General features: G+C 60.3%; 22 protein-coding genes and 2 pseudogenes. 13 read left to right on the top strand and 11 right to left on the bottom strand.

What is annotated here, in order from left to right:
* The first annotated feature begins 1 nt into the window (after position 1).
* The 10 genes and pseudogenes from NKH57_RS25510 (at position 2) to NKH57_RS25465 (ending at position 12,174) form a co-directional block, all read left to right on the top strand.
* Positions 2-295, top strand: coding sequence for a VirB3 family type IV secretion system protein (locus tag NKH57_RS25510; RefSeq protein ID WP_023720449.1), 294 nt, complete (start codon positions 2-4; stop codon positions 293-295).
* Complete coding sequence (locus NKH57_RS25505; protein ID WP_023758698.1) at positions 292-2,694, top strand: VirB4 family type IV secretion/conjugal transfer ATPase; 2,403 nt, start codon at positions 292-294, stop codon at positions 2,692-2,694. The genes NKH57_RS25510 and NKH57_RS25505 overlap by 4 nt, the downstream gene beginning before the upstream one ends.
* Positions 2,678-3,835 (top strand): transglycosylase SLT domain-containing protein, encoded by a 1,158-nt coding sequence (locus tag NKH57_RS25500; protein WP_084025344.1) that lies wholly within the window; start codon positions 2,678-2,680, stop codon positions 3,833-3,835. The genes NKH57_RS25505 and NKH57_RS25500 overlap by 17 nt, the downstream gene beginning before the upstream one ends.
* Before the next feature lie 9 nt (positions 3,836-3,844).
* On the top strand, positions 3,845-4,579 hold the full coding sequence (locus NKH57_RS25495) for a type IV secretion system protein (protein ID WP_352948365.1): 735 nt from the start codon (positions 3,845-3,847) through the stop codon (positions 4,577-4,579).
* A 273-nt stretch (positions 4,580-4,852) separates the two neighbouring features.
* Positions 4,853-5,806, top strand: coding sequence for a TrbL/VirB6 family protein (locus NKH57_RS25490; RefSeq protein ID WP_352948362.1), 954 nt, complete (start codon positions 4,853-4,855; stop codon positions 5,804-5,806).
* Positions 5,807-5,889: 83 nt separating this feature from the next.
* Complete coding sequence (locus tag NKH57_RS25485; RefSeq protein ID WP_023758694.1) at positions 5,890-6,597, top strand: VirB8 family type IV secretion system protein; 708 nt, start codon at positions 5,890-5,892, stop codon at positions 6,595-6,597.
* Positions 6,594-7,391, top strand: a complete 798-nt coding sequence (locus tag NKH57_RS25480; protein WP_023758693.1) for a TrbG/VirB9 family P-type conjugative transfer protein — start codon at positions 6,594-6,596, stop codon at positions 7,389-7,391. Before NKH57_RS25485 ends, NKH57_RS25480 begins: the two co-directional genes overlap by 4 nt.
* Positions 7,391-8,854 carry a type IV secretion system protein VirB10 gene (gene virB10 / locus NKH57_RS25475; RefSeq protein ID WP_352834791.1) on the top strand — a complete coding sequence of 488 codons (1,464 nt, stop codon included), beginning with the start codon at positions 7,391-7,393 and terminating at the stop codon, positions 8,852-8,854. Before NKH57_RS25480 ends, virB10 begins: the two co-directional genes overlap by 1 nt.
* A pseudogene (gene virB11, locus NKH57_RS25470) lies at positions 8,851-9,876 on the top strand (P-type DNA transfer ATPase VirB11). The gene virB10 and the pseudogene virB11 overlap by 4 nt, the downstream one beginning before the upstream one ends.
* A 12-nt stretch (positions 9,877-9,888) precedes the next feature.
* On the top strand, positions 9,889-12,174 hold the full coding sequence (locus NKH57_RS25465) for a type IV secretory system conjugative DNA transfer family protein (RefSeq protein ID WP_352948359.1): 2,286 nt from the start codon (positions 9,889-9,891) through the stop codon (positions 12,172-12,174).
* Here the strand turns inward: NKH57_RS25465 and NKH57_RS25460 are convergent.
* The 9 genes and pseudogenes from NKH57_RS25460 to NKH57_RS25420 form a co-directional block, all read right to left on the bottom strand.
* A pseudogene (locus NKH57_RS25460) lies at positions 12,066-12,383 on the bottom strand (proline racemase family protein); the annotation flags it as partial. The gene NKH57_RS25465 and the pseudogene NKH57_RS25460 overlap by 109 nt on opposite strands.
* A gap of 18 nt (positions 12,384-12,401) precedes the next feature.
* The gene (locus NKH57_RS25455) at positions 12,402-13,259 is read right to left on the bottom strand and encodes an ABC transporter permease (RefSeq protein WP_023758688.1); all 858 of its coding nucleotides are present in this window, start codon (positions 13,257-13,259) and stop codon (positions 12,402-12,404) included.
* Positions 13,256-14,104, bottom strand: coding sequence for an ABC transporter permease (locus NKH57_RS25450; protein WP_352834801.1), 849 nt, complete (start codon positions 14,102-14,104; stop codon positions 13,256-13,258). Before NKH57_RS25450 ends, NKH57_RS25455 begins: the two co-directional genes overlap by 4 nt.
* A 15-nt stretch (positions 14,105-14,119) precedes the next feature.
* Positions 14,120-15,211 (bottom strand): quaternary amine ABC transporter ATP-binding protein, encoded by a 1,092-nt coding sequence (locus tag NKH57_RS25445; RefSeq protein ID WP_031260002.1) that lies wholly within the window; start codon positions 15,209-15,211, stop codon positions 14,120-14,122.
* Between the two features lie 88 nt (positions 15,212-15,299).
* A complete protein-coding gene (locus NKH57_RS25440) occupies positions 15,300-16,151 on the bottom strand; it encodes a glycine betaine ABC transporter substrate-binding protein (protein WP_023758685.1) in 852 nt (283 codons plus the stop codon).
* A gap of 81 nt (positions 16,152-16,232) precedes the next feature.
* A complete protein-coding gene (locus NKH57_RS25435) occupies positions 16,233-17,564 on the bottom strand; it encodes an NAD(P)/FAD-dependent oxidoreductase (protein ID WP_352948354.1) in 1,332 nt (443 codons plus the stop codon).
* Positions 17,561-19,078, bottom strand: a complete 1,518-nt coding sequence (locus NKH57_RS25430) for an aldehyde dehydrogenase (RefSeq protein WP_023758683.1) — start codon at positions 19,076-19,078, stop codon at positions 17,561-17,563. The genes NKH57_RS25435 and NKH57_RS25430 overlap by 4 nt, the downstream gene beginning before the upstream one ends.
* Entirely contained in the window at positions 19,071-19,982 is a 912-nt protein-coding gene (locus NKH57_RS25425; RefSeq protein ID WP_352948351.1) for a dihydrodipicolinate synthase family protein, read from the bottom strand. The genes NKH57_RS25430 and NKH57_RS25425 overlap by 8 nt, the downstream gene beginning before the upstream one ends.
* A 444-nt stretch (positions 19,983-20,426) precedes the next feature.
* The gene (locus tag NKH57_RS25420) at positions 20,427-21,113 is read right to left on the bottom strand and encodes a GntR family transcriptional regulator (RefSeq protein ID WP_023758681.1); all 687 of its coding nucleotides are present in this window, start codon (positions 21,111-21,113) and stop codon (positions 20,427-20,429) included.
* Positions 21,114-21,317: 204 nt separating this feature from the next.
* Here NKH57_RS25420 and NKH57_RS25415 point away from each other — a divergent pair, with 204 nt between their 5' ends.
* The gene (locus NKH57_RS25415; protein ID WP_352834811.1) at positions 21,318-22,298 is read left to right on the top strand and encodes a GlxA family transcriptional regulator; all 981 of its coding nucleotides are present in this window, start codon (positions 21,318-21,320) and stop codon (positions 22,296-22,298) included.
* A gap of 224 nt (positions 22,299-22,522) precedes the next feature.
* Here the strand turns inward: NKH57_RS25415 and NKH57_RS25410 are convergent, their stop codons facing one another.
* Both NKH57_RS25410 and NKH57_RS25405 read right to left on the bottom strand, forming a co-directional pair.
* On the bottom strand, positions 22,523-24,670 hold the full coding sequence (locus NKH57_RS25410) for a relaxase/mobilization nuclease domain-containing protein (protein WP_352948348.1): 2,148 nt from the start codon (positions 24,668-24,670) through the stop codon (positions 22,523-22,525).
* A 98-nt stretch (positions 24,671-24,768) separates the two neighbouring features.
* Positions 24,769-25,176, bottom strand: a complete 408-nt coding sequence (locus NKH57_RS25405; RefSeq protein ID WP_023758678.1) for a hypothetical protein — start codon at positions 25,174-25,176, stop codon at positions 24,769-24,771.
* A gap of 503 nt (positions 25,177-25,679) precedes the next feature.
* On the opposite strand from NKH57_RS25405, the gene NKH57_RS25400 reads away from it, so the two are divergent.
* Entirely contained in the window at positions 25,680-26,360 is a 681-nt protein-coding gene (locus NKH57_RS25400; protein ID WP_023758677.1) for a nucleotide-binding protein, read from the top strand.
* On the top strand, positions 26,357-26,764 hold the full coding sequence (locus tag NKH57_RS25395) for a hypothetical protein (protein ID WP_023758676.1): 408 nt from the start codon (positions 26,357-26,359) through the stop codon (positions 26,762-26,764). Before NKH57_RS25400 ends, NKH57_RS25395 begins: the two co-directional genes overlap by 4 nt.
* Positions 26,765-26,949 lie beyond the last annotated feature (185 nt).

Genomic DNA, 26,949 nt, shown 5'->3' with positions numbered 1-26,949 from the left:
CATGGATGACGAGGAAGTCTATGTCGAGCCGGTCAGCCTGCCACTGACACGTCCCCCGATGAAATGGGGGGTGCGCTACGAGGTGTTCGCGCTGAACGGCATTCTGGCGGTGATCGGCTTTATTGCCACCAGCAGCTTCATGCTCGGCCTTGGCGTGTTCGGGGTGGTGCATCTGGTCAGCGCATATCTGTGCCAGCGCGATCCCTACATGTTCCACATTTTCGAGCGGCGCGTCTCCAAACGCGGAGCGGTGGCGAACCTTACTTTCTGGGGCGCGAGGAGCTATTCGCCATGAGCCTCGATGCCGACCTCAAATTTGGCCGTGAGCGCCGCCGCGAAAAGCCCGCGGCGATGCACATCCCCTACCTTCGCCATACCGATGACAATCTGATCGTGACGAAGAGCGGATTTCTTGTCGGCGTAATCCAGCTTAGTGGCCTGCCGTTCCAGACGATGGACCAGGCCGAGTTGAACAGCCGCATGTTCAACCGCAACACTACGTTCCGCAATCTCTCGACGTCTCGCTTTGCGGTCTACACAACGATCATTCGCCGCCACGTGACGCCGGAGATCGAAGGCGACTTTGACAATCCTTTCGTGGCCGAGCTCGACGCCCGCTACATGGATGAGCTCGGGGCGAAAAACCTATTCGTCAACGAGGCGTATCTGGCGATCATACGCCGACCGATGGTCGGTCGCGTCGGCTGGGTGGACAAGGCGCTCAATGCGTTTCGCATAAGTACCGCAGGCGAAGAAACCCGCGAAGAGGCGATGGCCGAATTGCGTGACGTTCTCGACGGCGTCGTCAAGGATTTTACCGCTTATGGTGCGCGTCTTCTCGGTGTCGTGAAGCGCCGCAACAGCTTCTTTTCCGAGCCTGCGGAATTTTTGGCGAAGATCCTCGCCGGCGGCCGCGACGTGGAAATGCCTTTGCCGCGCATGTCCCTTGGTGATGTGCTGGCGACACGACAGCTGTTTTTCGGCAAATCCGCGCTGGAACTTCGCGGGCCGGACGCCGGCAAACTCGGCGCCATGGTGTCGATCAAGGAATATCCACCGTTCACCGCGCCGGGCTCATTGGACGGTCTCTTGCGCCTGCCACACGAGTTTGTCCTGACGCAGAGTTTTGCCATCGAAGACCGGGTAACCGCGATGCGCAGGATCAACACCATCGCGAACCAGGTCGAGGGTTCCGACGAGGCGGGCACGACGGTCGAGGAGTCCGTCCACGACGGTGCCGACAAGCTGGCCGGCGGCGAAGTCGTCTTCGGACAACATCATATGAGCGTCATGGCCCTGGCACCGGACATGACTGGGCTCAATCGTGCGCTATCCGATATCACGGCCGAGCTTTCGCGCATGTCGATCGTGCCGGTTCGCGAGACACTGAATACGGAACTGGCCTTCTGGGCGCAGTTGCCGGGAAATTTCAGCTACATCGCGCGACGTGCGTTGATCTCGTCGCTTAACTTCGCCGGTCTTTTCTCCGGACACAATTTCCCCTCCGGCCAACGTGAGCGGCTGCATTGGAAACGGCCCATCGCGTTGCTCGAAACGACCAGCCAGACGGCCTATTATTTCAATTTCCACGTTCACGATGTCGGCCACTTCACGGTGTTCGGCCCGACCGGCTCGGGCAAGACCGTGGTGCTGTCGTTCCTGATGGCGCAGGCCATGCGCATCATGCCGCGGCCGCGATGTGTCTATTTCGACTACATGCGCGGCGCTGAAATTTTTGTTCGGGCGCTGGGCGGTCGCTACGAGGTGATGGAGCCTTCTCAGCCGACCGGGTTCGCGCCATTGCAGCTCGAGGACACGGCAGAAAACCGTTCTTTCCTGGAAGATTTGCTCATTTATATTCTGACGCCGGAAGGCGGCACGCTGGACGTGGCGGAGATGCGCGTCATCAACGCCGCCGTCGACATGATCTACAAGATTTCGCGCGAACAGCGAACCTTCGACCTGCTGCCGGAAGTGCTTCGGGGCTCCCTCATGCCCGGCATGAACGATCTGGCCGCGCGGATACAGCCTTGGCTCGACCCGAAGGACAAGGGCTGGCTTTTCAACAATCCCGTCGATCTCATCGATTTCTCGAAACCGGTGGTCGGGTTCGACATGACCAAGATCCTGGGCGACAGAAAGCTGCGCTCGGCGGCCTTGCTCTACATCTTCCATCGTCTTGAGGACGTCATCGACGGCTCGCCGATCATGCTCTTCCTCGATGAAGGCTGGAAGCTGTTGGACGACGAGGTTTTCGCCGCTTTCATCAACGAGACACTGAAGACCATTCGTCGCCGCAACGGCGTTGTCGGCTTTGGCACGCAGACAGCGGAAGACGTCGTCAGTTCCTCCATCTCGTCGTCGCTGATCGAGCAAACGAAGACCAACATTTTCTTCCCCAACCCGAAGGCGAGCAAGGAGTCCTACATGGAGCGCTTCTCGCTGACAGCGAAGGAATTCGAGTTCGTGCGCCGGACCGCGAAGGAAACACGCACCTTCCTCGTCAAGCACGACAGCGACTCGATCGTAGCCAAGCTCGATTTGTCGGCGATGCCCGATCTGATCAAGGTCCTGTCCTCGAACGAAGCCAACAGCAAGGAATGCGCACGGCTCCGGGAGACCTTCGGCGACGAGCCGGAGATGTGGCTGCCATACTTCTGCGGTTGGGAGAACGAGCATGACGAAGCGGCTTAGCAGCGCTTGTCTCGCCGTGGCTCTCGCGACGGCGGAAAGTATGAGCGTGGCTATCGCTCAGATCGCGGTCATCGACGATTCTAACCTCGACAAGCGGCAAGAGGATGAGCAGCACAGCAAGACGTCGGATGAAGCGAAGAAGGACGAAACCGACAAGAAGAAAAGCGTCGTCTGCACCTATTCGAACAAATACCGCTCTCAGATGTTTCGCCGGTCGCCGGCCGACGCGTTGCAGCGCGACGCGGGCAACGTGAAGATGATCCGCTATTATGCGCAAAAATACGGCGTGCCCGAAGGCCTGGCGCTCTCCGTCGCCTATCAGGAATCGCGCTTCGACACATGCGCCGGGAGCCACACCGGCGTCAAAGGCGTCATGCAGCTGACCAAAGCCACCGGCAAGTCCATGGGACTGGACCGGGACGTGAACGAGCAGAATGTCGAAGGCGGCGTCAAATATCTCGGAATGGGCGTGAAGCAATGCGGGGCGACGAATTATGGCTGTCTCGCCTCCTTCTACAACGGATCGAACGCAGGCGAGCAAAACCAGTGGGCCGGCGGCGTCGGCCGTTGGAACAGCTACTTCAACGAATACGTGTCGAGCGGCAAGGCTCCGGCCGCTGCGCCGCCACCATTCTCGTTCGTAACGGCCGACGGCGCAGGCGGCACGGCCCAGAACGCGGCCATGGGCACGGTCAGGAAGGCGGCTGGCGGCCTTGATGCAAGCTCATCGCAGATGGGCGCCAACGACGCGGCGATCGACGCGCTGGCGGGCAACGTTGGCCAGGTGACCGAATACAAGGACGCTTGGGAGCTGAACTCGTCGGCTCGTGGGATCAACGCCGATGTCACCAACCAGTACTTCGCCCAGGCGGGCGACTTCACGGCATTGCTGGCACAACTTCTGTCGATGCAGAACGTTCAGGCATCGCAGTCGGCCAAGCTGGTGCAAGAACCGAAGAGCGGTTCTCCAAACCCGTTCTCTTGCAATCCCGCGGAACTGGAACGGCTTAAGATTGATCGCGGCCAGTGGCTACCATGCGCACTTGAGAACGCGGGGGCAAGCTCGGCCGACAGCCGCTCGATGATCATTACCACCGACCCTGCTGGCGCTGCCGGCGTCATCGATTCTCTACAGCAATAGGAGGCTCACATGAAGAAATTCGCGATTGCGGCCAGTCTGGCGCTTTGGGCAAGCACGGCCCATGCACAGATTGCCGTCACTGATGGCGCCAATCTCGATGTAGCCCGCAAGAATGCGGAAAACACCAACTCCATCATGGACTCCAACAAGGATATTCTGAAAAAGAGCGAGGAGATCCTGCAGGCTCTCAGCGGCAGTCGTGACGGTTCGCTCGGGATCGGACAAATGGGCCTCGGCGGCAATATGTCGATCGCCCAGGCGCCGTCGTTCGGATCGATCCTGAACGGCGGTGCGCTTTCGTTTGGTGGCCTGTCGCCCGAAATCCAGAAAATCGCCGGCGCCGTCATCAATGGGCTGCAGCTGGTGAAGCAGCTCCAGCAGATTGCCGGCAAGGAGACGAGCGCCGTCAACACCGCCTATGGCGGCAGCGTCAACGTGGCGTCGCTGCTAAGCGCGTTGACCTCGCAGGCCTCGCAGGGCGTCACCCAGCGCCAACAGTCATTGCAGTCCGCGAGTGGGCAGATCGGGCAGTCGCAGGACGTCAAGGGTTCGGTGGACCAGAACACACGAATGCAGCTGGAAAACGCGCGTGCGGTCAACGAACTGATCGGCGTCCAAAACGGTGCGGTCGCGGCCCTGAATGAGAAGCTGAAGGGAGATCTTCTTCGCCAGAGCCAGGTGCAGAAAATGATGACACCGCGCGACGTCAATCCGTTCGCGGAATTTGGCAAGAGCGGAGGCTAAGCACTTGTCGAGGCGAGTGGTGCGCATATGCGCTGCGATCGGGCTCGGCGCAGTGCTTTTTGGATGTGCAAATCGTGAACTGAAAGTTCCGTGCGGGCCTTTGGCGTATGCCCACGCCGACGAATGCGGCGCGCTGAAGCCGGTCAATTCAACGCCGTTCGCTAGCATCGTTGACAAGAATCCATGAACGGTCTCGCCGCAAGCATCCTCGGTGGCATTGACAACATCGGCGAGGACTTCGTTCGCACCGTCTATATGCAGTTGGGCAATGCGATGGGCAACGTCTTCACCCTCATGCTCACCCTCTATATCGCGTGGTGGGGCTATTCGATCCTGAGCGGGCGGGAGTCGATTTCGCCAATCGAAGCGGCCTATCGCCTCGGCCGCGCCGTCATCATCTATCTGCTGCTGACCGGATGGGGCACATTTTCCGCGACGATATACCAGCTTGTGCAAAGCATTCCAGATGAGGTCGGAAAGGTGATCGTAGGCGCCGTGTCGCGAGCCACAGGCAATCAGCTCAGCAATCAGGCGGCAATTCCAGCGCTGATCGACAACCTCTACCAAGGGGCGCAAGACGTGGCCAATCAGGTCTACAGCGGATCCTTCTATGACATTTTTGGCGCGCTGCTGTCGCTGCTGGTTCTGCTGTCGGCCATCATCTTCGCAGCGCTTGCCATGGCCGCGATCATCGCCGCGAAGGTGATGTTGTTCATCACGCTCGCCTTGGCGCCCATATGGACCATCCTTTGGCTTTACCGCTGGTCCTCGCGCATGAGCGAAGGCTTCCTTTCGCTCACCACCTTTCTGATGATTCAGCAAGTGCTCATCTACGGCTTTCTCGGCTTCTACTTCTCGCTCGTCAATGCGGCGCTGAACACCGCCACGTCCGGCGGAGCGACCATGGACAGCAAAATGTCGCTGGTGCTGCCCTTGGTGCTGGTGACGATCATCGGCATCTACGTTCTCATGCAGATACCCTCGATTGCTTCGATCCTGAATGGCGGCGGGTATCTCAGCACTGTGGGCGCATACAACCCTTATAGAAACTTCGGAAGGAATGCCGTGCGCTATTCCGGCGCGCGATGGGCCGCCGGCCGTGCCGCTCGCGGCGCCCGGCAGCTCGCGACAAACAGTTTTCGATCTTCGCGAGCAGCCAGAGCGGATGCCGCAACCCGGACCGCCATCCAGCAAGGTGCCCGCGATAACTCCAGGCCTCTGGGCTAGAACACAAGAACTATCACGGATCGCGGCCCTCGATCGGATCAGGATCGCCGCGCAAACGAGGCAATAGTAAAGTGTCAATCTCAATGGAAACACCTGCCAGCAGCAGCCGCGAACTCGTCGACAAGCGCTATTACAGGGCAGGCGCGACCTGGGAAGACGACACGCACAGGTCAATGCGCCGATCGCGTACATTGGCCTGGATCGTCAGCGGCATTTCGGGACTGGTTGCGGTGCTGTCGCTGCTGGCGCTCGTGCTGATCCTGCCCCTCCGGCAGTTCGAACCGTATGTTGTGGAGGTCGACAAATCGACGGGCTACCTCGAGATCATGCGCGCGCTGAAGCCTGGAGATTTGTCCCAGAACGAGGCCGTCACGACGGCCAATCTGGTCCGCTACATCAGGGCCCGCGAAACCTACGATTCGCGTGAACTGAAACAGAATTACGACCTGGCACAGCTCTACTCGACCGAAGCCGCGTCCAAGGATTTGACATGGCTTTTCACGCCAGCAAACCCACAATCGCTGGACAAGATTTTTGGCCGCAATGTCACTGTCTCGGTCGAGATCAAATCGGTTTCCCTGCTCAATCGCAACACAGCCTCGGTGCGCTTTGCCACGACGACGCGGCGGGACAATTCGTCCACCGCCGACAATTGGGTGGCGGTGATAAAATTCCGCTACACCTCAACGCCGCTCAAGAACGAATGGCGTTTCGACAACCCGTTGGGTTTTCAGGTTACGGATTACCGCCGCGACCAGGAATCGGCCCCGGCCGCGGGGAGCCTGCAATGAGACGGCGCGCGGGCCTCGTCCTATCGGCCGCCCTTCTGCTCGGCGCGATGCACAGCGCGGCGGCACGCGACGGCCGCATCCGATATGTCACCTTCAACAATGACGACGTGACGTCGGTGCGCGCCGCTCTTGGGATTTCCACGATGGTCGAACTCAGTCCGACCGAAGTCATCGAAACCGTGTCGGCTGGCGACACGAAAGGCTGGTCGATCATCCCCAAACGCGGATCGCGGTTTCTGTTCGTCAAGCCGCTGGAGCGCGATGCCTGGACCAACGTCAACGTGGTCACCAACCGGCGCGTCTATTCCCTGCTGCTGCAGGCCACTGACAATAGCCGTGACCGGGCATCCTTCCAGGTCCGGTTCAAATACCCGGACGAGGATATCAACGCGCGCCTGCTCTCACAGGCCAAGGAGAGCGCAACCGATCCGGATTTGAAGGACCTGAACTATGCCGATCTCAATTACGACTACGCCTACAAGGGCGACGACAGCCTGAAGCCGCGCACCGTATTCGACGACGGCACCAAGCTGTTTCTGGAGTTCAAGGGCGACATTCCGGCGATCTTCGTTGTCGACGACAAGCGCCATGAGTCCCTGGTCAACGTTCGTACTCAGGGCAAATACACAGTCATCGACAAGGTCGCACGGCAATTCACCTTGCGGGCCGATGGCAAGACGCTCTGCCTCTACAACCGGGCGCGACCCAACGCTATCGATCCAGTCGAGCAGGTCTACGGTCCAACGAAACTGACGGGTGGTTCCACCCTGTTCGGATCCAGCGGAGGGCGGTGATGACCCAGATCGATTATAACCAACTGGACGGCAGCCCGACGGTCGCGCGCCGTGGTGCGGGCGTGGGTACCAGGATCGCCCTGGTCGGCCTCGGCGTAGTGCTCGTAGGCGCGCTGATATGGCTGAACTGGCCCAGGGAGCCTGCATCGCGCGATGTTCGCAGCGATGGCGAGGAAAACTTCAACCCGCCCGAGTTCCGCCCGCCGACGTTGAACGAGCCGCCGCAACCTGCCGACGGCACGATCGACCAGATCGTGGTGCCGCCACCGGCTGACGTCCAGAACGGCACGCAACAAGCCGATAATGTCGATCAGACCGTTCAGGAGGGCGCCGACCTTGATGCGCAGCGACGCACGCTGGAGGCGCAAATGGCGGCCGAGGAGGCACGCCGCAAGGCCGAGGCGGAAGAAGCCCGACGCAAGGCGGCGGCTGAGGACGAGGCTCGTCGTAAAGCGGAGGCGGCCGAGCGCGAAAAAGCGGTGTGGGAACGCCTGCGGTCGAGCCAGATGGTGACGAATGATCAAACCGGCTCGACGGATGCCGGCGCCCAGGCGGCACAGGTCGAAATCGAGCCCGACGGTCAGATCATCCCGGTCCCCGGCGCCGACAGTGACCCCAACAAGGCATTCCTGGCGCAGTCTGAGGCAAGTTCCTCCGGCATCGTCAAAGCCAGGGTTTTTCGACGCACCGATGCGTTGATCCCAGAGGGAACGATCATTCGCGGCTATTTGGAAACCGCCGTTAACACCGACCTTCCCGGCGCCGTGCGCGCAGTCGTGCGTGAGGATGTCTTCTCGCTCGACGGCAGGCGAATCCTCATTCCGAAGGGCTCGCGCCTGACCGGGGAATACCGCTCGGGGCTTGCGCGCGGTCAAAAGCGTGTTTTCATCGTCTGGAGCAGGGTCATTCGCTCGGACGGCATTTCCGTCGATATCAAGTCGCCTGGGGCAGACGCGCTCGGCCGTGGCGGCATGGGCGGGCGTGTCGATACGCACTGGGTTGAACGCTACGGCAACGCCATCATGCTTTCCGTCGTTGGCGGTGTCTCTGAATATCTGTCCTCGCTTTCCGATAGTAGCCAGAATGGACAACAGCGCCAGGTGTCGACGGTCGATCCCGTGACCGGCGAGACCACGACCGTAACTTATGGCGGCAATGGCTCGCAGCGCGACGCGCGTAGCATCGCCTTCGACAAATCATCGACCGCGCTGCAGCAACTCGCGCAAGAGGCGTTTCGTGATACGCAGAACATTGGCCCGACGGTCTACGTCGACCAGGGCACATCGGTCGTCGTGCTGGTGCGGCGAGATCTCGATTTCTCGGATTTGTACGCCGATCCCGTCCAGGAAGAAGTTGCACGCCTCAAGGCAGGCGGGCGGCCGAAGAAGGCGATCGATCCGACGCCTCTCTACGGCACGCCGAAGGATCATTTCTATCCCGGCTATGGGAGCCCGGTGAAATGAATGCCGTCCATCCCCTCCCCGATCCTTGGGCGAGAGCTCCGGTCCTGCGCGCTCATCTGGAGCCGATATGGTCCTATTTGAACGAAGCTGCGGTGTCCGAGATTGCAATCAACAGGCCAGGTGAATTGTTCATCGAACGCCTCGGCGCCAAGGAAATGGAGCACGTCGTCAAGCGCGAGGTCACGCCCGGCTGGATTAGGCATATCTCGACCGGCGTCGCCTCGGCGACCAACCAGGTGATCAACGAAGAAAAGCCGGTCCTGTCAGCCGCTTTACCTTCAGGGGAGCGCATCCAATGCATCTTGCCGCCGGCGGCTCCTGAAGGCGGGGCGATCTCGATCCGCAAGCAGGTCATCATGGATATGAGCCTTGATGCCTAGAACGATCTCGGCGCATTCGAAAACACGGCGATGGGCAGCGGCCTGGCGCTTTCACCCGAAGAAAAGCGACTTGTCGAGATGTTGCACGACACGTCGCCAATGGATTTCCTGCAATACGCGGTCCGCAACCGCGTCTCGATCGTCGTTTCAGGCGGTACGTCGACTGGCAAGACGACGTTTTTGAATGCGCTCTTGAAGGAGGTCCCGGTTCATGAACGGATCATCACAATCGAAGACACTCGCGAACTGAGGCTGCCGGCTCCCAACAATGTCACCCTGATAGCCTCGAAGGGCGACCAGGGCCTTGCCAAGGTCTCAGCGCAACAGTTGCTCGAGGCCTCGCTTCGCATGCGACCCGACCGTCTGCTACTGGGCGAATTGCGCGGCGCTGAAACCTTCGCGTTCCTCCAGGCGATCAACACCGGCCATCCTGGTTCGCTCACGACCGTCCATGCCAATTCCGCCCGGTCCGCCTACGAGCGGCTGGCGCTGATGGTCATGCAGGGCAGTTCAGGCCTCTCACGAAGCGAAATCCTCGACTACCTGCGCGAGGTCATCCCGGTGGTCGTCCAGATGGTCCGCACCGAAGGCGGACGACGCGGCATCAGTGAGATCAAGTTCACCAAGGCCGAGACGATCTAGCGGGCCCCATCCATGCAGAAAGTCGCAACAGCAATTTTCATGATGCTCATGGCGATGGCCTTGGGCGTCCTGCTCTTCACGGTCGCCTATGCCGCGACGGATTGGTACCGGACGGGCTCCCACGTCCTGTTCGACCAGTTGAACGCCGATCCCTTGCCAGTCGTTCGTCAGGCGTGGGCGGACACGATGGCGAGGGATTTTGGCCGGGTACAATACGCCGTTGCAGTGGGAGCGTTAGGGTTTCTCTTGCCACTGGTCAGCCTGTTTCTCATGCGCCCGAGAAAGCGCAATGACTCTCGCTTCATGACTATGAGCGATTTATCAAAAACCGGCCTGACGAAAGTTGGCGGCGTCTTCGTCGGTCGAGCCGGCGGCAGGCTTGCCGGAATTCTGTCGCCCGGCCGCGATCAGCGCTCCGGCAAGATCCGCTTGGCGCAGCGCAAGCTGATCGGCGGCAAGAAATTGTGGATTGATGGCGATGATGTCGGCGGCTTCGTCATAGGGCCGCCGCGGTCCGGTAAAGGTACGTCTCTCATCATCCCGAACGCCTTGAGCTGGCTGCATTCGCTCGTGGTTCTCGACCTACGGGGTGAGACCTATGCGGCGACTGCTGGCTACCGTTCGACCATGAGCCGCGTGGTGCGTTTCGCGCCGGCTGATCCGGACGGCAATACCGCATGCTACAATCCCATGGACTTCATCTCGCTGGACTCAGCACAGCGCGACATCGACCTTCGCAATATTGCTGCGGCGCTGTTTCCGCGCCCCCATTCGAACGCGGATCCCTACTGGGTTAACGACGCCCGCCTCCTCTTTACCGGCATCGCGTCCTTCGTCATGGAATCGCCTGCGATCCCGAACGAGAAGAAGACCTTCGCCACAATCCTCGAGATCATGAACGGTGCCGAGCAGCCGATCCTGGAATTCATTGGCTCGCTGCGGGAGGAACGCCGCCGCGAATGTTCGCATTTCACGCTGCAAACCCTGCTGCCCTATTTTGAGATGTCCGAGCGGCAGTTTTCCGGAATCTACGCCGGCGTGCGCACCGGCATGGCTCCCTTTCTCAACGAGCGCCTGATGCGAGCTACGTCGCGCAGCACGTTCGATATTCGCAAGCTCAAGCGTGATCGGATGTCTCTCTATCTCGACGTGCGGCGTGAGCAGATTACGTCGCTTGGACCGTTGTTCAACGTCCTGATTACGCAGATGATGAACTTCATGTCGGAAACCATGCCGCGTCCGGAAGAGCATCCGGTGCTTGTGCTGCTCGACGAGTTCCAGAACCTCGGCAAGCTCGAGAACGTGACCGAAATGGCGAGCGTGCTCGGCGGCAATGGCGTTTCTATGTGGTTTTTCGTACAGTCGCTGAAGGCTGTAGACGAGATTTATCGCCAGGAAGGACGCAAGACGCTCATCAACGCCGCTCGCGTGCAGATCTTTTTCGGTGCTCAGGACGCTGACGATCTGCGTTACGTTTCCGAGCAGCTCGGCGAAACGTCGGACGTGCAAAAAGACGTGACGCGCACCAAGGCAACGTTGTTCGACACTTATTACACGCGCTCTGAGCACCGCAAGGAAGTGCGGCGGCCCCTCATGCGGCCGGATGAAATCCGTACGCTCGACAAGAACAAGGTCATCATATTGCCGCGTGGGGAACTGCCAATCCTCGGCACGCGCAATTTCTATTTCGCCGACGGCCAGCTCGCCAAACGCGCATTCATGCCCCTGCCCGCCTCTACCGACACTTCGCGCACGAAAAGACCTGCGTTGGACGCTTCCGCGGCGGTTCCATCTCCTGCGCTCCCGACGATTGTGCCGACAGCATCGGCGTACCGCTCAGGCCTCTTGCAGACCCGCCTGCGGCGCGGCGCGACATTCGCCGCAAAAGCCGGGCGTATGGCTCCGCCGCGGGGCCGGCGCACCATCGTGAAAGAACGGCCGAAAGCAAGCGACACTGCAGGTGTGCCACCTTATGCCGCCATAGATTTTTCCGCGTTGGCGGCCAAAGCGGTGACAACACGCATAGCGCCAGAAAAAGAAGCGGCGGTTGCGGCTATCCTAAACAAGGTGCGATCTCTCCGAGCCCACGCATCCGACAATAAACTAGCATTTCGATGCGGCGGAGGAATCTCAAGAATCCGCTGCGTCGAATTCAACCGCAAATCCCGCATCCATCGCGCTTCGCGCGTTACGAGGCCCTCTTCGATTGCCGCCGTCACCAGCCCGATCGTGCCGGCACCACACATCGGCAGGCATCCGCTGACTTCGATGAAGATCACGGCGAAATCGCAATCCTGACGGTACGCAGGATAGATGATCGCGCCCGACATGATGTCGTGTCCGCGCGGTTCGAACATCAATGCCTGCCGGATCCAGTCATGGTCGCGTACGAACAGGTCGCGTCGCTCGGCAATTGGGATGTGAGGCAGCAAGGGACCGCCTCCCACGACCAGGCGGACGGGATTGCCGCAGGTGTGTGAATCGATGCAGAAGAAACTGCGGCGCATGGTGTTTTCCTTCGCGGTTCAAGCGGCCTTCGCGCCAGGCGCCTGGCTGCGCTGCAGCACGCCCCTGGAGACCCTGTCGAGAAGGATGGCGACGGCGACGATCGACAGTCCGGCCCGCAGGCCCAGGCCCATTTCCATCCGCGTCAATCCCCGCGTCACCTCGGCTCCAAGACCACCAGCCCCGACGAGGCCCGCCAGGACGACCATGGCCAGCGACAGGAGGATGCACTGGTTGAGGCCAACCAGGAGCGTCGGGGTGGCCGAAGGGATTTCGATCTTGAACAGAACAGACCGTGGCGAGGCGCCGGTGGCTTGGCCGAGCTCCAGCAGGTCTTTGGGCACCTGGTTGAAGGCCAGGGTTGTCAGGCGCAGCATCGGAGGAATGCCGTAGACGATCGTCGCGATGATCGCCGGGACGCGGCCGAGGCTGAAGATCATGACGGCGGGGATGAGATAGACCCATGGCGGGACGGTCTGCATGATGTCCAGCACGGGACGGATCGCGGCTTCGAACTTCCGGTAGCGCGATGCCAAAATGCCAAGCGGAAAGGCGATCGACACGGAGATGATCACCGCCACCGTCACCAGCGCCAGGGTCTGCATCGAAGCGGTCCAAAAACCCGCCAGCAGGCAGAATGCAAGCGCGATGGCTGTCACCACGGAAACCCGAACGCTGACGAAGAACGCGGCGAGAAGGGCAGCCAAGACGATCGTTGCATAGGGTGGCGGGTAGAGCAGAGCGGTTTCGATGGCGCCCAACACCGCCTCGATCAACTTGGTCAGCGCGTCGAAGAACGGATGGAAGTTCTTGTTCAGCCAATCCACTGCGGGGGCGAGGTAAGCCCCCGGCGAAAACTGCACCAGATCAAGGTTCATCTTACACGTCCCTCGGCGCGATGCGCCGCGCTCTGTGTGAGCCTGTCGAGCATCATGGTCAGGATGACGATCGCGATCGCGGCGTTGATCGAAGTGGCGATGTCGAGCGTGCGCACGGCTGTGTAGATTGTCTCTCCGAGACCTCCCGAACCGACGATGCCGGCGATGACGACCATGCCGAAGGCCATCATCAGGCTCTGGTTGATCCCGGCCATTATGCTCGGGATGGCAAAAGGCAGCCTGATCTTGATGAACATCTGCCACGGCGTCAGGCCGCTTGCCTGGCCAAGCTCGATAAATTCGTGCGGCGTCATCCGAATGCCTAGCGACGTGAGCCGGATGGCGGGCGGCATGGCGACGATGACAGTAGCGACGAGCGCAGTCGCCGGCCCGTAGCCCAATAGCGCGATCGCAGGAAGCAGGTAGATATAGGGCGGAAGCGTCTGGATCAGGTCGAGCACTGGTTCGAGAAACCGGTTGAACGACTTGACGAAGCCCGCCACGATCCCAACTGGAATGCCGACGGCAAGGGCGAGGATCGTGGCGGTAGTCACCAGGGCCAAAGTGCTCATGGTTTCGGTCCAGAGCCCCATGACCGCACAAAAGATCAGGGCGACCCCGGCGACGACGCCAGACAAGGGATTGATCAATCGCCATGCGAGCAGCGCCGCGATGATTGCGATCAAGTAGAACGGTGCGAGTTGCAGGAGCCACAGGACACCGTCGTAAGTGCCCTCAAGCACGGTCCTGAAAGCGTCGAATAACCATTCGCCGTTGTCGCTGATCCAGCCAAGTGCCGTGTCCGTCCAGGCATCGAAAGTGTCGGTAATGAATGACGTGTCCATTTCGCTCCTCCCGAACTATGCCGCAGCGAGCTCTCTTGCGGGCGCCCCAGCAACGCCTCGCAGCAAGCCACGGATGGTGACGATACCGATGACGGTCCCATTCTCCACGACAGCGACCGCGTCGCGTTCGGACTGCATGGTGAGGTCGATGAGTTCGCCAATGTCGGCCTCCGGCGACGTCCGAAGCAGCGCGTTCACATCACACTGCGGCTGCGAGCTCTTGAACTCGGCCACGGGACGCATCACGGAGTGAGCCTTGACCAGATGGATCCTGGATATGCCCGCCACGAAATCGGAGACATACTCGTCGGCGGGTTTGGTGACGATTTCCTCAGCCGTGCCGACCTGGACGATGACGCCGTCCTTCATGATGGCGATGCGGTCGCCGATGCGGATGGCTTCCTCGAGGTCGTGGGTGATGAACACTGCCGACTTGCCAAGCGACTTGGTGAGGTTGCGGAATTCGTCTTGCAACTGGCGGCGGATCAGCGGGTCAAGCGCGCTGAACGGCTCGTCCATGAGAATGATTTCGGGGTCCGCCGCCAATGCCCTGGCGAGGCCGACGCGCTGCTGCATGCCGCCGGACAGTTCGGCGGGATAGCGCGACGTCCAGTCGCCAAGGCCTACTTTTTCGAGGGTTGCGCGGGCGGTCCTGTTGCGCTCCTCTTTCGCAATGCCCCGCACCTCAAGACCGAAGGCGGCGTTCTCTAGCACCGTCCTGTTGGGGAGAAGCGCCACGCTCTGAAACACCATACCGATGTTGCGGGCGCGCATGTCGCGGAGTTCTGCAGCATTCAGCTTGGCGATCTCCTTTCCCTTCACCGTGATCTTGCCGAGGCTTGGTTCGATCAGACGATTAAGGAGGCGGATCAGTGTCGACTTGCCGCTCCCCGAGAGTCCCATGACGCAGAATATCTCACCACGGCGGACCTGGAAGCTGGCATCGGAGACGCCCACCACGCAGTCGAAGTCCTGCAGCACCTGTTTTTTGGATAGCCCACGTTCGGTTATGGCCTTGACGGCAGCCTGAGCGCGGCTACCGAAAATTTTCCATACGGACTGGCAGTCCACCAGCACTTCATTGGAGTCCTTCATCGCACTGTTCATTGCGTTCCCCATGGGCCGGCTTGGCGTCGGCCTTCGCGTTCTTCGAAGTTTCGAGGCGGGCCGCCGATGTCGACGACCCGCCGGACGATTATTCGGCCTTGATGTTCTCCCAGCGCTTCAGGAGATCGGCATGGCTATCGGTCCAGGCTTTGATGGCCTCGTCCATGGTCTTGCCTTCGTTGACGGCGGAGTTGATCGAGGTGATGTCGGCGAGCGGGACGTAGACGCTGGCGATGACCTCGCGTGCGTGCGGATTGTCAGCCGAGAAACCCTTTTTGCCGATCCAGTAATAGCTCTGCGGCGGCGGGAAGATTGCCTTCGGATCCTTGAGGAACTTCACGTCATATTTCTGCATCATCCACGACGGTTCCCAGATGGTGACAGCAATCCATTCCTTGCGGTCGGTTGCCGATTTGAGCGCTGCGGTCATGGCCGCGGTGCTGCCTTCGACGAGCTGAAGTTTCAGATCGTATGCCTTCACAGAGTTCGCCGTATCACGCATCAGACCCGATCCCGGCTCAATACCGACGATCTTGCCGCCGAACTTGTCGGCGTTGTCATTCAGCTGGTCCATCGATTCGATCGTCACGTATTTCGGCACCGCAACGCCCTGGAAAAGACCGTGCGAAACCGGAGAGATCTTCTCGAGCTTTTTCTTGTTCTTGTCCCAGTAGTCCTGGGCGACATAGTCCGTCTGCGAGGCGAGGATCTGGACGTCGCCCTTGGCCAACGCGGCGTAGGCGATGCCCCACTCTGAGAAAGGCACCACCTTCACGGTGTAGCCGGAATCTTCGAGCACCTTCTTGGTGATGCCGGTGATCGGGGTGAGGTCCTCCCAGGACATCGTGCCTATGGTAATGGTCTTTTCTTCCGCCTGCGCGGACAGCATGGTCATACCGACCATCGCGGCAGCGCAGAGCGCTTTCCACAACGTCTTCATTTTACTCACTCCTTATTGTTGTTCCCATTCTCATTTGAAGACTTTGCGGTCGGCTCAGTCCTCATATTGCGCGGCGAGGGCTCATCCCTCGCGGCCTGCACGCAATTCCTGCAATCGGATCACGGTGTTGACGCCGAGCCATGCGAGCGGCTCCGGAGGGAGCCTGGCGGGCTCCGGCTGATCCGAGAATTTGTCGAGCATGTCCGAGTGGGTGCCGGTCGCCAGATCGGCGGCCATGACGCCCGCGAGCGTGCTTTTCACGGTCCCGAGACCGTTCTCGCAGCACGCCGAGTAGAGGCCCTCTTCTATTTCGCCGAAGGCCGGCACATGGTTGCGGCTGAGGCAAAGCCGCCCGGCCCAGACGTGCTCGAACGGCACATCCTTGAGGTCCGGAAACCTGGCGTCCAGGGATGTCCGCTGCTCAGCGCCAATCCCGGCCAAGCGCTTCTCGCCGACCTGGACGGTCCAGTCGTAGGTGAACCTGGTCCGGATCACGATACGCGAAGACCCATCTGATGTGATCTTCCTGACCGTCGCCCCCATCGGATCGGCCGGGAGTAACGCCCACCTGTCCTTGCCGGTGGACCTCGACGTGAAAGGGGCGGTCATCGATGCGTAGGTGAAGATGTGCATAAGGCGGCCGCGGAAGTGGCCGAAATCCTCGACGTGGCCATTGACGCCCAGGATGACTTTCGGAGCGGTCACACTTCCGTTGCGCGACATGGCCTTCCACATCCCGCTCCGGCGCTCCAGTTTGAGCACCGGCGAGTGCTCGAATATGTCGGCTTTCGATGCCAGCCCGGCCGCAAACCCGCGGATATAGTCTGCAGGTTGGATCATCACGGCGCCCGGCGTGTAGAGACCTCCCCGGTAGTATGATGAGCCGGTGATCTCCCGCATTTCGTCCGCATCCAGGAAGCGGTGCTCTTCGCCAATGCCAGCGAGCGAGTGGCCGTAGCTTTCGTTGAGCCTCATCCCGCGGTCTGTCGCCGCAGCATTGATCTTTCCCGATGGGTCGAAGGTGCGCACGGTCATGCCATATGCGGCGGCGGCGTCGGCGGCGAAAGCGATCGCAAAACGGTTCTGGGCGATCTCCGTCCTTGTCTCGGCATCATCGGCGACGGAATATTCGCCCGACGAGATATTGTGCGGAACGTCGATCATGTAGCCGGAGTTCCGGCCCGAGGTCCCTTTGGCGATCTCACCCGCCTCCAGCACGACGATCTTGTCGTCAGGCCGCAGTTGAGACAGCCGCCGCGCGGCGGAGAGGCCCGCGAAGCCGGCACCGATGATCAGCCAGTCGGCCGAAACGTCGCCGTCGAGCGTCCGGACGGGGAAGCCGCGTCTGCTGATCGCCTCCCAGCCCGAGGTTCCGGATTCCGCCGGAAGACGCTTGACGACGATGTCGGTCACCGGATGGTCTCGTCGATTGAACGATCCGATACGTCGATCCAGACCGTCTTCAATTCGCAGTAGTTGTCGTGCGCGAAGACCGACTTGTCGCGTCCGCCGAAGCCGGATTCCTTGTAGCCGCCGAACGGCGTCGTTGCGTCGCCTTCGCCGAAGCAGTTGACGGTCACGACGCCCGCCCGGATTTCGCGCGAGAGCTTGATCGCCTTGCGCAGGCTGCCTGTGTAGACGGATGCGGTCAGCCCGTAATTCGTGTCGTTGGCGAGAGCTATCGCCTCGGCAAGCGAATTGAACGTCGTGACCGAAAGGATCGGTCCAAAGATCTCCTCCTGGAAGAGGCGGCTCGAAGGCGTGACGCCGTCGACGATGGTCGGCTCGATGTAGATGCCCTTATGCGTGGCCCCGCCATGGACGACGGAAAGCTTTTCGGTCTTCACGTCGCCGAGGAAGGATTTCACTTTCTCGAAATGGTTCTTGCTGACCAGCGCGCCGATGCGGTTTTCCGGGTCGAGCGGATCGCCGGTCTTCCACTCGCGCATATAGGCGCCGATCCGCTGCAGCAATTCGTCCTTGATCTTGGCGTCGACGATGAGCCGCGACGTGGCCGAGCAATTCTCCCCCATGTTCCAGAACGCGCCGTTGACCACCTGCTCGGCGACGAGGTCGAGGTCTTCGGCATCATCGAGAACCACCGCCGGGTTCTTGCCGCCGCATTCCAGCACGACGCGCTTGAGGTTGGAGTCCGCCGCGTAATGCAGGAAACGGCGACCTGTCGGTGTCGATCCGGTGAACGCCACCATGTCGACATCCATATGCATGCCGATCGGCTCACCGACTTCCTTGCCGCTGCCGGTGACGACATTGAAGACGGCTGCGGGGATGCCCGCCTCATGCGCCAGCTCCGCGACACGAAGCGTCGTCAGCGTCGTCTCCTGGGCCGGCTTCACGATCACGGAGCATCCGGCGGCAAGCGCCGGACCGATTTTCCAGGCCAGCATCAGCAGCGGAAAATTCCAGGGCAGGACGCACCCGACGACGCCGACCGGTTCGCGCACAACCATGGTCAGCGCGTTCGAGCCCACGGGGGCAACGTTGTCATAGAGTTTGTCGATCAGTTCGGCATGCCAGCGGAGAGTATGGATCGTGTCCGGAACATCCACGGTCTGGCATTCGCGGACCGGCTTGCCGCTGTCGAGGCTCTCCATGACCGCGAGTTCGTGACGGTTATCCTCCAGAAGCTTCGCGAATTTGAGGAGTACGGCCTTGCGTTCACTGGGCGAGCGGAGATGCCAGCGGCCGTCGTCAAAAGCTTGCCTGGACTTGGCGACTGCGAAATCGACATCGGTAGCATCGCACGCCGCGATCTCGGCAAGCGTATCGCCCGTCGCTGGATTGGTCGTCTTGAATGTCTTGCCGGAATTCGCCGGACGAAATGCACCATCAATGAAGGCATTGGTCGGAAATTGAAGGCCTGCGGCAATCGCCTTGTATTCGGCAGCGGTCAAAGGGTCATGCATGGTTTGCTCCCGACGTGATATGGGCGACCGTGCGCTTCAAGGTGGCGACGACAGTCTGGAGAGTTCGCTTTTCTTCTGAATTGAGCGAGCGCAGTGGCGCCCGCACCGGGCCTGCCTTCAGGCCTATCAACTCACAGCCGTGCTTGATCGACTGGACGAATTTTCCGCACTCCAGAAAATCCATAAGCGGCAGCATCGCGGTCATGATGGCGCGGCCCTTGTCGAAGTTCTTTTCGAGCACGCAGGCCTCGTAGAGCGCGACATGCTCGCGCGGCAGGAAATTGGAGCCGGCGCAAACCCAGCTCCTGGCGCCCCATGCAAAGAATTCGAGCGCCTGGTCGTCCCAGCCGCAGGAAAGCGAGATGTGCGGAAACTTACGGGCGAGCAGGTGGACGTTGCTCATTTCACCCGAGCTTTCCTTGATCGCCACGACATTCTTGGATCTGCCAACGCGGGCGAAAAAGTCCTCCCGCATGGTGACGCCCATGCGGGCCGGATAGTTGTAGAGCATGATCGGCAGGTTCGCTGCGCGGTCCACCGTCAGCGCATGAACGGCGTTTTCTCTTTCGGTCGGCAAGGCGTAGGGAGGCGACGATACGAGGATGGCATCAGCGCCAATTTCCTTCGCCGCCTTGGCATATTCGACCGAGTCTTCCGTCCTGATGGCCCCCGTTCCAACGATGAGCGGGAGCCGGGTGCCAATGACCTCCTTGGCATAGGCGGCGAGATCGAAGCGCTCCTGGGCGCTCTGCGCGTAGTATTCGCCCGTCGAACCACCGACGATGATGCCGTGCACCCCGGCGTCGATGAGTGACTCAAGAACTGCCGCGAAGGCGGAGCGATCAATCTGCCCATCGGGCTCAAGCGGCGTCACCGCTGGCGTATAGATACCCTCGAATTTCAAGTCATTCCTCCGTCGATGGAGTGGCCGTTTCGACGAATGCGCTTTTCGAGACGCACGAAGCCGTCTGCGAACTTCTCACGCGAGAATTCTCAGTGCCCCGAACCCGCCGATCGCATTTGATGGCTTGGAAAATCGCACAGGGTCGTCAGGGAGTCAATGGATTGTATTATCTGCGTACACAATTTTTATATTTTGAAAACACACTACCTGCTCGCAAGGACGATCCGGGACCGGTCAATTGGGTTCGGCTGAGTTTGCCGACGACTATCCGATTGCCGGCAAACTGCCTCAAGACCAGAAGCAGCGAGAGCGAGCATTCCTCTCGCGCAGTGCGTTTAGAGCCCGCTCTGTCACGTGATTTGAGCAAATGGGATGATCCCAACCCGGAGGTAATCCGGAAAGTTGGGTCTTCGAATTTCACCGGGATCGATTACAGCGATGCGGTCAAGGATCGCCAACGAGGGCATCGGCCTTCAATCCTTGGGGCGCGATAAACATCTCCATGTTTTCGCGCGACAGTTCCCAATGCTCGAACACGAGGTCGACAACGGCATCCTCTTTGTGAGCGCCGATAGCAGAGATGAAGCCGTCGTGGTGTTCGACTGCTAACTGAAGCCGCTTGCGCATGTCAGCGTTGCGCGGCCGAAAGAATGTGTGACCGATACGGGCGTGGTCTATCAGCAGCCTTCCGAGACTCGGCTGAAGGTAGGCATTGCCGGACATCTCGCCGATGATCTCGTGAAATCTGTTGTTCTCAAGCACCATGGAAAGCGCGTCGCTGGACACACTTGCTTTGCGGAAACGCTCCTGTGTGTCCTTCAGATCCGAAAGCTGTGAGGGCTTGAAATTCTGGACGGCCAATCGGCCGATGGCAGCGTAGATCATGGGCGCGACCAAGAAGAAATGCCGAAGTGTCGAATGGTTCATCGGGACAACCCGGGCTCCCCTGTTCGCACGGATTTCGATGTATCCTTCGCCCTCCAATCTGCGGAAGATTTCCCTGACTGGGGTCCGCGAGAGACCGTAGCGCTCGCTGAGCGCCACCTCATCCAGATCCTCATCAGGATCAAGTTCCATCGTCAGGATGCGACGCTTCAGATCGTCGTAGAGACTGCCCTTGCTGCCCTTCATCGCGCACCTTCGGAATGATTCTGATAGTCAATGACATTTAGTCTGGGAGGAAGAATCGCATGCGTTGGTGAGCGAGTCAACGGATTGTATTTTCTTGGTACACAATATACAGCGGTCATCAAATCACACCCGTCGGGGGGACACTGACGGATCCGACCCACACTGCTAATCGAACAACGCACAAGGACAGCCTAGGTAAAAGGAATGGCCAAGAGGTTTGCTTTTCTCCTGGTTCGCGACTTCACCTTGTCACCGCTGTCGCTCTTCATCGACACGTTGCGCCTGGCGGGCGATGAGGGCGACCGGAGCCGCAGGGTCGAATTCGACTGGCAGATCATTGGCGAACGCGGCCTGCCAATCAGGGCCAGCTGCGGCGTCGAATTGCTTCCGACGAAGGAGATCGGCAATCCGGAGGACTTTGACAACGTCGTCGTGGTCGGTGGCCTGCTTGACACCAATCGAGCCCTCAGTTCAGAGAAAGAGGCATTCCTTTTGCGAGCCGCTGAGAAGGGGGTGCCTCTTACCGCGCTTTGCACGGGAAGTTTCGCGCTTGCCCGTTACGGGTTGCTGGATGGCTATAGCGCCGCCGTCAGCTGGTTCCACATCAAGGATTTTCGGGCTGAGTTCCCCGATGTGAACGCACATGCCGATAGTCTGTTTTCCGTCGACCGTGGCCGCTCCACTTGTGCCGGCGGCACGGGTGCGGCTGACCTTGCCGGCTATTTCGTGTCGCAATTCATCGGTCGGAAAGCGGCGGAAAAAGCCGCCAAGATCCTTGTCCTTGATCGTATTCGAAACACCAGGGACGTGCAGCCCGTCGGGGATCTGTTTCCCGAAGCGTCGAGCCGCGCGGTAAAGCGGGCTCTTCTGTTGATGGAAAGCAATATCCAGGAGAAAGTCTCGATCACCGAGATCGCAGGCCGGTTGAATTGTTCCAGGCGCCAGCTGGAGCGTCTTTTCGGGACTGAATTGGGCGTCAGCCCGATGGCGGCGTATCTCGCGCTACGGGTGCATTATGCGAAGTCCCTGCTGGAGGACAGCGACTTGCAGATAGGGGAAATCGCATACCGATGCGGTTTCGAAAATGCCGGGCATTTCAGCCGGGTATTCCGTCAGCAGACCGGTATGACGCCTACCAATCTTAGGCATCCGACCCGCTCGGCCAGCAATCCCACCAAAGAATGATCATCAAGCGCTGGGAAAGAAATGTGCACCTCGGGTGCGAAGTTTGCTAAATCACCGTTGTCTGCTTGTGTGAAAACGCGACCCCAGCCGTCGTAGGACATGTCTATTTTCAGGCAATCGCAAAAATTGAACTCTGCGACGGAGTCGGGAGCATTGCTGCCATCCAGCCTGATCATTCTGTGACGAATGCGTCCACCGCGCGAGGACGCTAGGTCGGCCCTTGGTCATCGCTCGTAATCGTTCTCGTTTGAGCGCTGTGTCTTGCGGTCCTGCTCTTCTGCTTGATGAGCCTTCTGCTTGTTGGCGTCCTTCTGCTTGGCTCTCACCTTCTCCTGCTCGGTGCCTGTGCGCGGCTGCTCCGGCTGGCGGGGATCGTCCGGAGCTGGAAGGTCTCGCCCTCGTGCCTCACGCTCGGGGATCGGCTCGCCACCGCCACCACGACGCTGCTGCTGCCGCTCGAATTGCAGCCGCGCGAGACGATCATGCATCTTGTTGTTGACCTCTTCACGGTATTGTTCGAACTGTCCTTGATGCGCCGGCGGCAGCGTCTCGCGCATGTTGTCGAGAGCCTGATTGACGCGGGCCATCTGACGCCGCATTTCCAAGGGGGTTTGCGCCATGTCCAAATCTCCTATCAGTGCATTCAATTCTCTCATGCCGGGATGGGACAGAAAAGACTTCTGGCCCTGCTTGTCGTCTGCTGCGCGATCCGTAGTTGGGTTTGAGTGCCCTCCCCCTGCCCGATCGCGACGGAACTCAAGAAAATCGTTGCCGATCGACTCTGCTGCCGAGAGAGCCTGACCGACTATGCCCGCGGTCCGCATCGTCGTCACAGTCTTTTGCCATGCGGCAGCGATTGCATCGCCGTTGACGACAAGGGATTGCCCATCGATACGGCGTTGCCGCTTGGCTTCCACTCGCTCGATCGTCCTGGCGCTGACCTGGTAGCGCGGATCGCTCTGGGCGCGGCTATAAGCTCCAGCATGCTCCTTCGTGAATGGTCGTGTCATCGCATGATCCATGCGCCGCGTCGCCACCATCGCAATGCCGTTCTCGCGTGCTTTTTCCGCAAAAGTCTCGCGCCAAGCTGCGAGATCAGGCTTGTAGAATTTCAGGCGCTCGCCATCGGCTGACCGTGCCTGCACCATTGCATGAATATGGACGTGCTTGGTGTCGTTGTGATGCGCCAGGACGAATTTGTATCCTGGCGCTCGCTCCTCGAGCACGGCGCGCGCTGCAGCCATGACGGCGTTGGCATCGGTGCCGGCTCTTGCCGAGAAAAGCAGGTGATAGGCATTGCGGCGCTCACGCCCCGAAAACTGCGGGCGCCATTGTTCATAGACTGAAGCCGCAGCCTTCGTGGAGTTCTTCACCCCAGGCACGGGCTCGCCATTTGCGTGACGGAGGTGACTGTGGGTGCGGATGAACTTCTGCAGGAAATATTTTGCTTTGGGTTCACGGCTCACAGCCGCCGTTACCTCTGCCCTGGCGGCCACCCCCGCCTCGCCCATGGTTTCAGACAACCGCGCCTCGATCTTGTCGAGCGCCTTGCTGCGCGAATTCTCCCGACCACCGGCCAGGACCTTGGCGAGCGGTCCAGCCCGCTCATCGGTGTGCGCGTAAACCTCCACCGTCTGTCCGTCCTGCGCATAGATGAACGGTTTTGCACCGAAGGCCTTGTTCAGCGCCTCGCTCACGGCGGCACCGGTGACCTCGCTGGCGAGCTCGAAACGAACCTCCAGAAAATTGGTATTTTCCAGGGGCGGTTCGAACGTCTCGCAAAACGTCTCCAGGAACGCCTTTCGTGCGCCGCCTGTCGCAAGCATCTGACCATCCTCGTCGAAAATCTCGATGTCGTGTTTCTCGCCTTTTTCGTCCTCGCGCTTGCCGATGTAATTGAGCAGCCGCGCGGCGGCTTCCCTGGTCGACGGAGGATTGGGCATGACTTTAAACACGGCAGGCTGCGCACCCGCCGCATAGCCTGCCCGTGCCGCCACGGCCCGCGCCTGATAGCCCGCCCGCGCTGCTCGCCCTGTACCGCTCGGACGAACAGCATCACGGCCACGGCCTCCGCCGCCGCGCCGCTTCCGGTCTTCCTCCTCCTCTTCCGGCCGGAAACCGGCGAGCGTGGCGCCATAGACCATGATCGGCGCGCTAGTGGCGTTTGGCGAGCTCGCAGCAGCAGTGGACTTCGGTGCACCGCTGGAGACGGAGCTTCCCGCCGTCCCCAACCCTCCCCGCGAAGAACGAGGGGCGCTCCTGCCGCCACTTACTGTCGAGCCGGCTTGTCCTTGCCCGAGGCGTCCGCCGCCACCGGTCAGCTCATAACTCTTCATCGCCTGAAATTCGCTGGCCGCGCGTCCGGCGCCCATCACTGACTTGTAGTCGTCCAGATCCTCACGCTTCACGCCGGGTGGCTCGCCCCGCAGATAGCGTTCGATTTCGGCCGCGTAGCCAGCAAGACGACCGCTCATGGCCTGGCTTCCCTCGCCTTGCGAGACTCGACTGTCATCGTTTTCAGTTCATCGCGAAACTGCCGCACGAGGTCGCCCACGGCGATCAGCGCCTGCTCAAGATCCTCATCATGGGTAACACGGCCGTCGTTCATGGCGCGCACGGCCTGATTGAAATTGATGCCGACGCGCCGCAGCTGATCGGTCATGTCCACGATCGCCGGCCGCAACTCCTCTGCCGCGATAGGCAGATGCCCGGCCTCTGCCCGCACCAGATGCCGGACGACCTCGCTGACGGTCACGCCGTCCCGCTCCGCAATGGCTTTGAGGCTTGCCAACTCGTCAGCCGAAAACCGGATGTGCGTCACCTCGCCATAGCGTCGTGACGCGCTCTTGACCGCCGCTTTCTGGGCGTCTGCATCCATCTCTCAAGCCCGCTTGCGGGCGCTAAGGCCCACCAGGGCTGCGCCGCCTATTTTGTGTGTATCACAAAATAGGCTATCCTGCCAATAAGGACAAAGTAGACGAGGGATGAAAATTTCGGGCGCACGTTTTCTCACCGGCGCAGTTGTCAGCGGCAGCAGCGCGGGCGAAATGTTCCAATCGTGATTTGAGGCGATGTGTCTGTGATGCGTTGACGACTTGTTTCCATGTTGACATGGAAACATCGGCTCCTAATGCGCAGCCGGAAAAGCTTAGTCGGAAACGCGCAGTTGGATTAGCCCGCCGGACCCTTCTTCGATGAAGATAGCAGCTGCGCAAAACCGCACCTTAAGCGAACCCTTATCGATGCGCGCCTGGGTTGCCAAACCAGCCTTCCCCGTCGACAATGTCACCATGTTTCGACCGTGACATTGTTCCATGTGTCCATGATGACTTGTTCCCATGTTAACATGGAAACAAGGAGACAACGCCGGAAGGAGGCCCCATGATCATCTCCGCTGCGATCCCAAAGGGCGGCACTGGCAAATCGACGGTGCTGCGCACCCTCGCATCCGTCGCGCTGCATCGGGGCTATTCGGTCACTCTTATCGATGGCGACCGGCGGCAGAACATGAACCGCTGGTTCGAGATGCTGGGCGAAGCTGGCAATCGTCCTGACAAACTTACGATGGTGAGCGCGATGACGCCGCAGGAAATCCTTCGCGCAGCAACCACTCACAACGGAGAACGCTCGGTCGTCTTGATCGATACGGAAGGCACCACAAATGACAACCTCATGGCCGGGCTCTTCGCCGCCGATATTGTCGTCGTGCCGGTCTATTTTGCCCTCGACGATGTGACCGCCGCCATCCAGATCACCGACCACTACATCGCGCTGGCGGTCGAGAGCCGGGGTAGACCGCTGCCTGCGATATTCGTGCTGACCAAGCAGACCATCATCGATGGCAGGGCGCGAGCCCTGACAGAACTGCGCGCCATCATCCAGGCCAACGGGACACCGATTGCGGAACACGTCCTGCACAATCGCGTTGCCTACCGCGACCTTCAGACCGGGCAGACCCTTTACAGCCCCGAGGTGCCCGACGCGAAGGCGATTGCCGAGAGCGAAGGGGTCTTCGACGACCTTCTGCAAACCTTCATCGAAGCCACAAGGAACGCGGCATGAGTGAAGAAACCGCACCGAAACCTGGTGACGACAAGAAAGCCCGCATGATGAAGGCGATCTCCACGCAGCCGCCAGCGCTGCCCAGCATGTTCATCCCACAGAAGGCCAAGCCATCAGGGATCAAGGAGCAAGCTACGCCCCAGATGCAGGAACCGACAAAGCCATCCCCGGCAGTCGGGCCTGATTTCCGAAAGCTGCTGCGGCAAGGTCAGAAAAAGGACCCCATCGCCGGAAAGAAGATACGCGAGGAGGAGATGATCCGCTGCGGTTACTACCTGACGGCTGCGGAGCAGCGGCAGTTCAAGTTGCTGGCGATCAGCAACGGGCACAGCATGACCGAACTGCTGCGAAAGGCTGTCCAGGATTATATCCGCATTCATAAGCACAAACTGCCAAAGCAATAATCGGCGGTTTGGACTCTCCATCAACATGCCTTGACAGGTGATGTTCGTGGCTCTTTGCGACGGCAAAAAAAGGGCCCCGCGCGGACGACACCCACGGGGGGGGCTGCGGTGGTGTGTGGCCCCGGGGGGGGGGGGGGGGGGTCGGGCGGTGGCACCCCTGGAGCCTCACCGCCGGCCGCCGCGGG

The organism is Mesorhizobium sp. M1050, from assembly GCF_040318715.1.
Classification (GTDB): Bacteria; Pseudomonadota; Alphaproteobacteria; order Rhizobiales; family Rhizobiaceae; genus Mesorhizobium.
Note: the sequence above shows the minus strand (reverse complement) of the source record. Positions and strands in the feature narration are given on the sequence as shown.

Excerpts from the sequence above, each read along its gene's own strand:
- NKH57_RS25395 (WP_023758676.1), top strand. The coding sequence starts at position 26,357 with ATGAGTGAAGAAACCGCACCGAAACCTGGTGACGACAAGAAAGCCCGC.
- NKH57_RS25480 (WP_023758693.1), top strand. The coding sequence starts at position 6,594 with ATGAGACGGCGCGCGGGCCTCGTCCTATCGGCCGCCCTTCTGCTCGGC.
- NKH57_RS25405 (WP_023758678.1), bottom strand. The coding sequence starts at position 25,176 with ATGGATGCAGACGCCCAGAAAGCGGCGGTCAAGAGCGCGTCACGACGC.
- NKH57_RS25430 (WP_023758683.1), bottom strand. The coding sequence starts at position 19,078 with ATGCATGACCCTTTGACCGCTGCCGAATACAAGGCGATTGCCGCAGGC.
- NKH57_RS25400 (WP_023758677.1), top strand. The coding sequence starts at position 25,680 with ATGATCATCTCCGCTGCGATCCCAAAGGGCGGCACTGGCAAATCGACG.
- NKH57_RS25490 (WP_352948362.1), top strand. The coding sequence starts at position 4,853 with ATGGGCAACGTCTTCACCCTCATGCTCACCCTCTATATCGCGTGGTGG.
- NKH57_RS25455 (WP_023758688.1), bottom strand. The coding sequence starts at position 13,259 with ATGAACCTTGATCTGGTGCAGTTTTCGCCGGGGGCTTACCTCGCCCCC.
- NKH57_RS25410 (WP_352948348.1), bottom strand. The coding sequence starts at position 24,670 with ATGGGCGCCGGACGCGCGGCCAGCGAATTTCAGGCGATGAAGAGTTAT.
- NKH57_RS25420 (WP_023758681.1), bottom strand. The coding sequence starts at position 21,113 with ATGAAGGGCAGCAAGGGCAGTCTCTACGACGATCTGAAGCGTCGCATC.
- NKH57_RS25445 (WP_031260002.1), bottom strand. The coding sequence starts at position 15,211 with ATGAACAGTGCGATGAAGGACTCCAATGAAGTGCTGGTGGACTGCCAG.
- NKH57_RS25505 (WP_023758698.1), top strand. The coding sequence starts at position 292 with ATGAGCCTCGATGCCGACCTCAAATTTGGCCGTGAGCGCCGCCGCGAA.
- NKH57_RS25510 (WP_023720449.1), top strand. The coding sequence starts at position 2 with ATGGATGACGAGGAAGTCTATGTCGAGCCGGTCAGCCTGCCACTGACA.
- NKH57_RS25450 (WP_352834801.1), bottom strand. The coding sequence starts at position 14,104 with ATGGACACGTCATTCATTACCGACACTTTCGATGCCTGGACGGACACG.
- NKH57_RS25465 (WP_352948359.1), top strand. The coding sequence starts at position 9,889 with ATGCAGAAAGTCGCAACAGCAATTTTCATGATGCTCATGGCGATGGCC.
- NKH57_RS25495 (WP_352948365.1), top strand. The coding sequence starts at position 3,845 with ATGAAGAAATTCGCGATTGCGGCCAGTCTGGCGCTTTGGGCAAGCACG.
- NKH57_RS25415 (WP_352834811.1), top strand. The coding sequence starts at position 21,318 with ATGGCCAAGAGGTTTGCTTTTCTCCTGGTTCGCGACTTCACCTTGTCA.
- NKH57_RS25440 (WP_023758685.1), bottom strand. The coding sequence starts at position 16,151 with ATGAAGACGTTGTGGAAAGCGCTCTGCGCTGCCGCGATGGTCGGTATG.
- NKH57_RS25485 (WP_023758694.1), top strand. The coding sequence starts at position 5,890 with ATGGAAACACCTGCCAGCAGCAGCCGCGAACTCGTCGACAAGCGCTAT.
- virB10 (WP_352834791.1), top strand. The coding sequence starts at position 7,391 with ATGACCCAGATCGATTATAACCAACTGGACGGCAGCCCGACGGTCGCG.
- NKH57_RS25500 (WP_084025344.1), top strand. The coding sequence starts at position 2,678 with ATGACGAAGCGGCTTAGCAGCGCTTGTCTCGCCGTGGCTCTCGCGACG.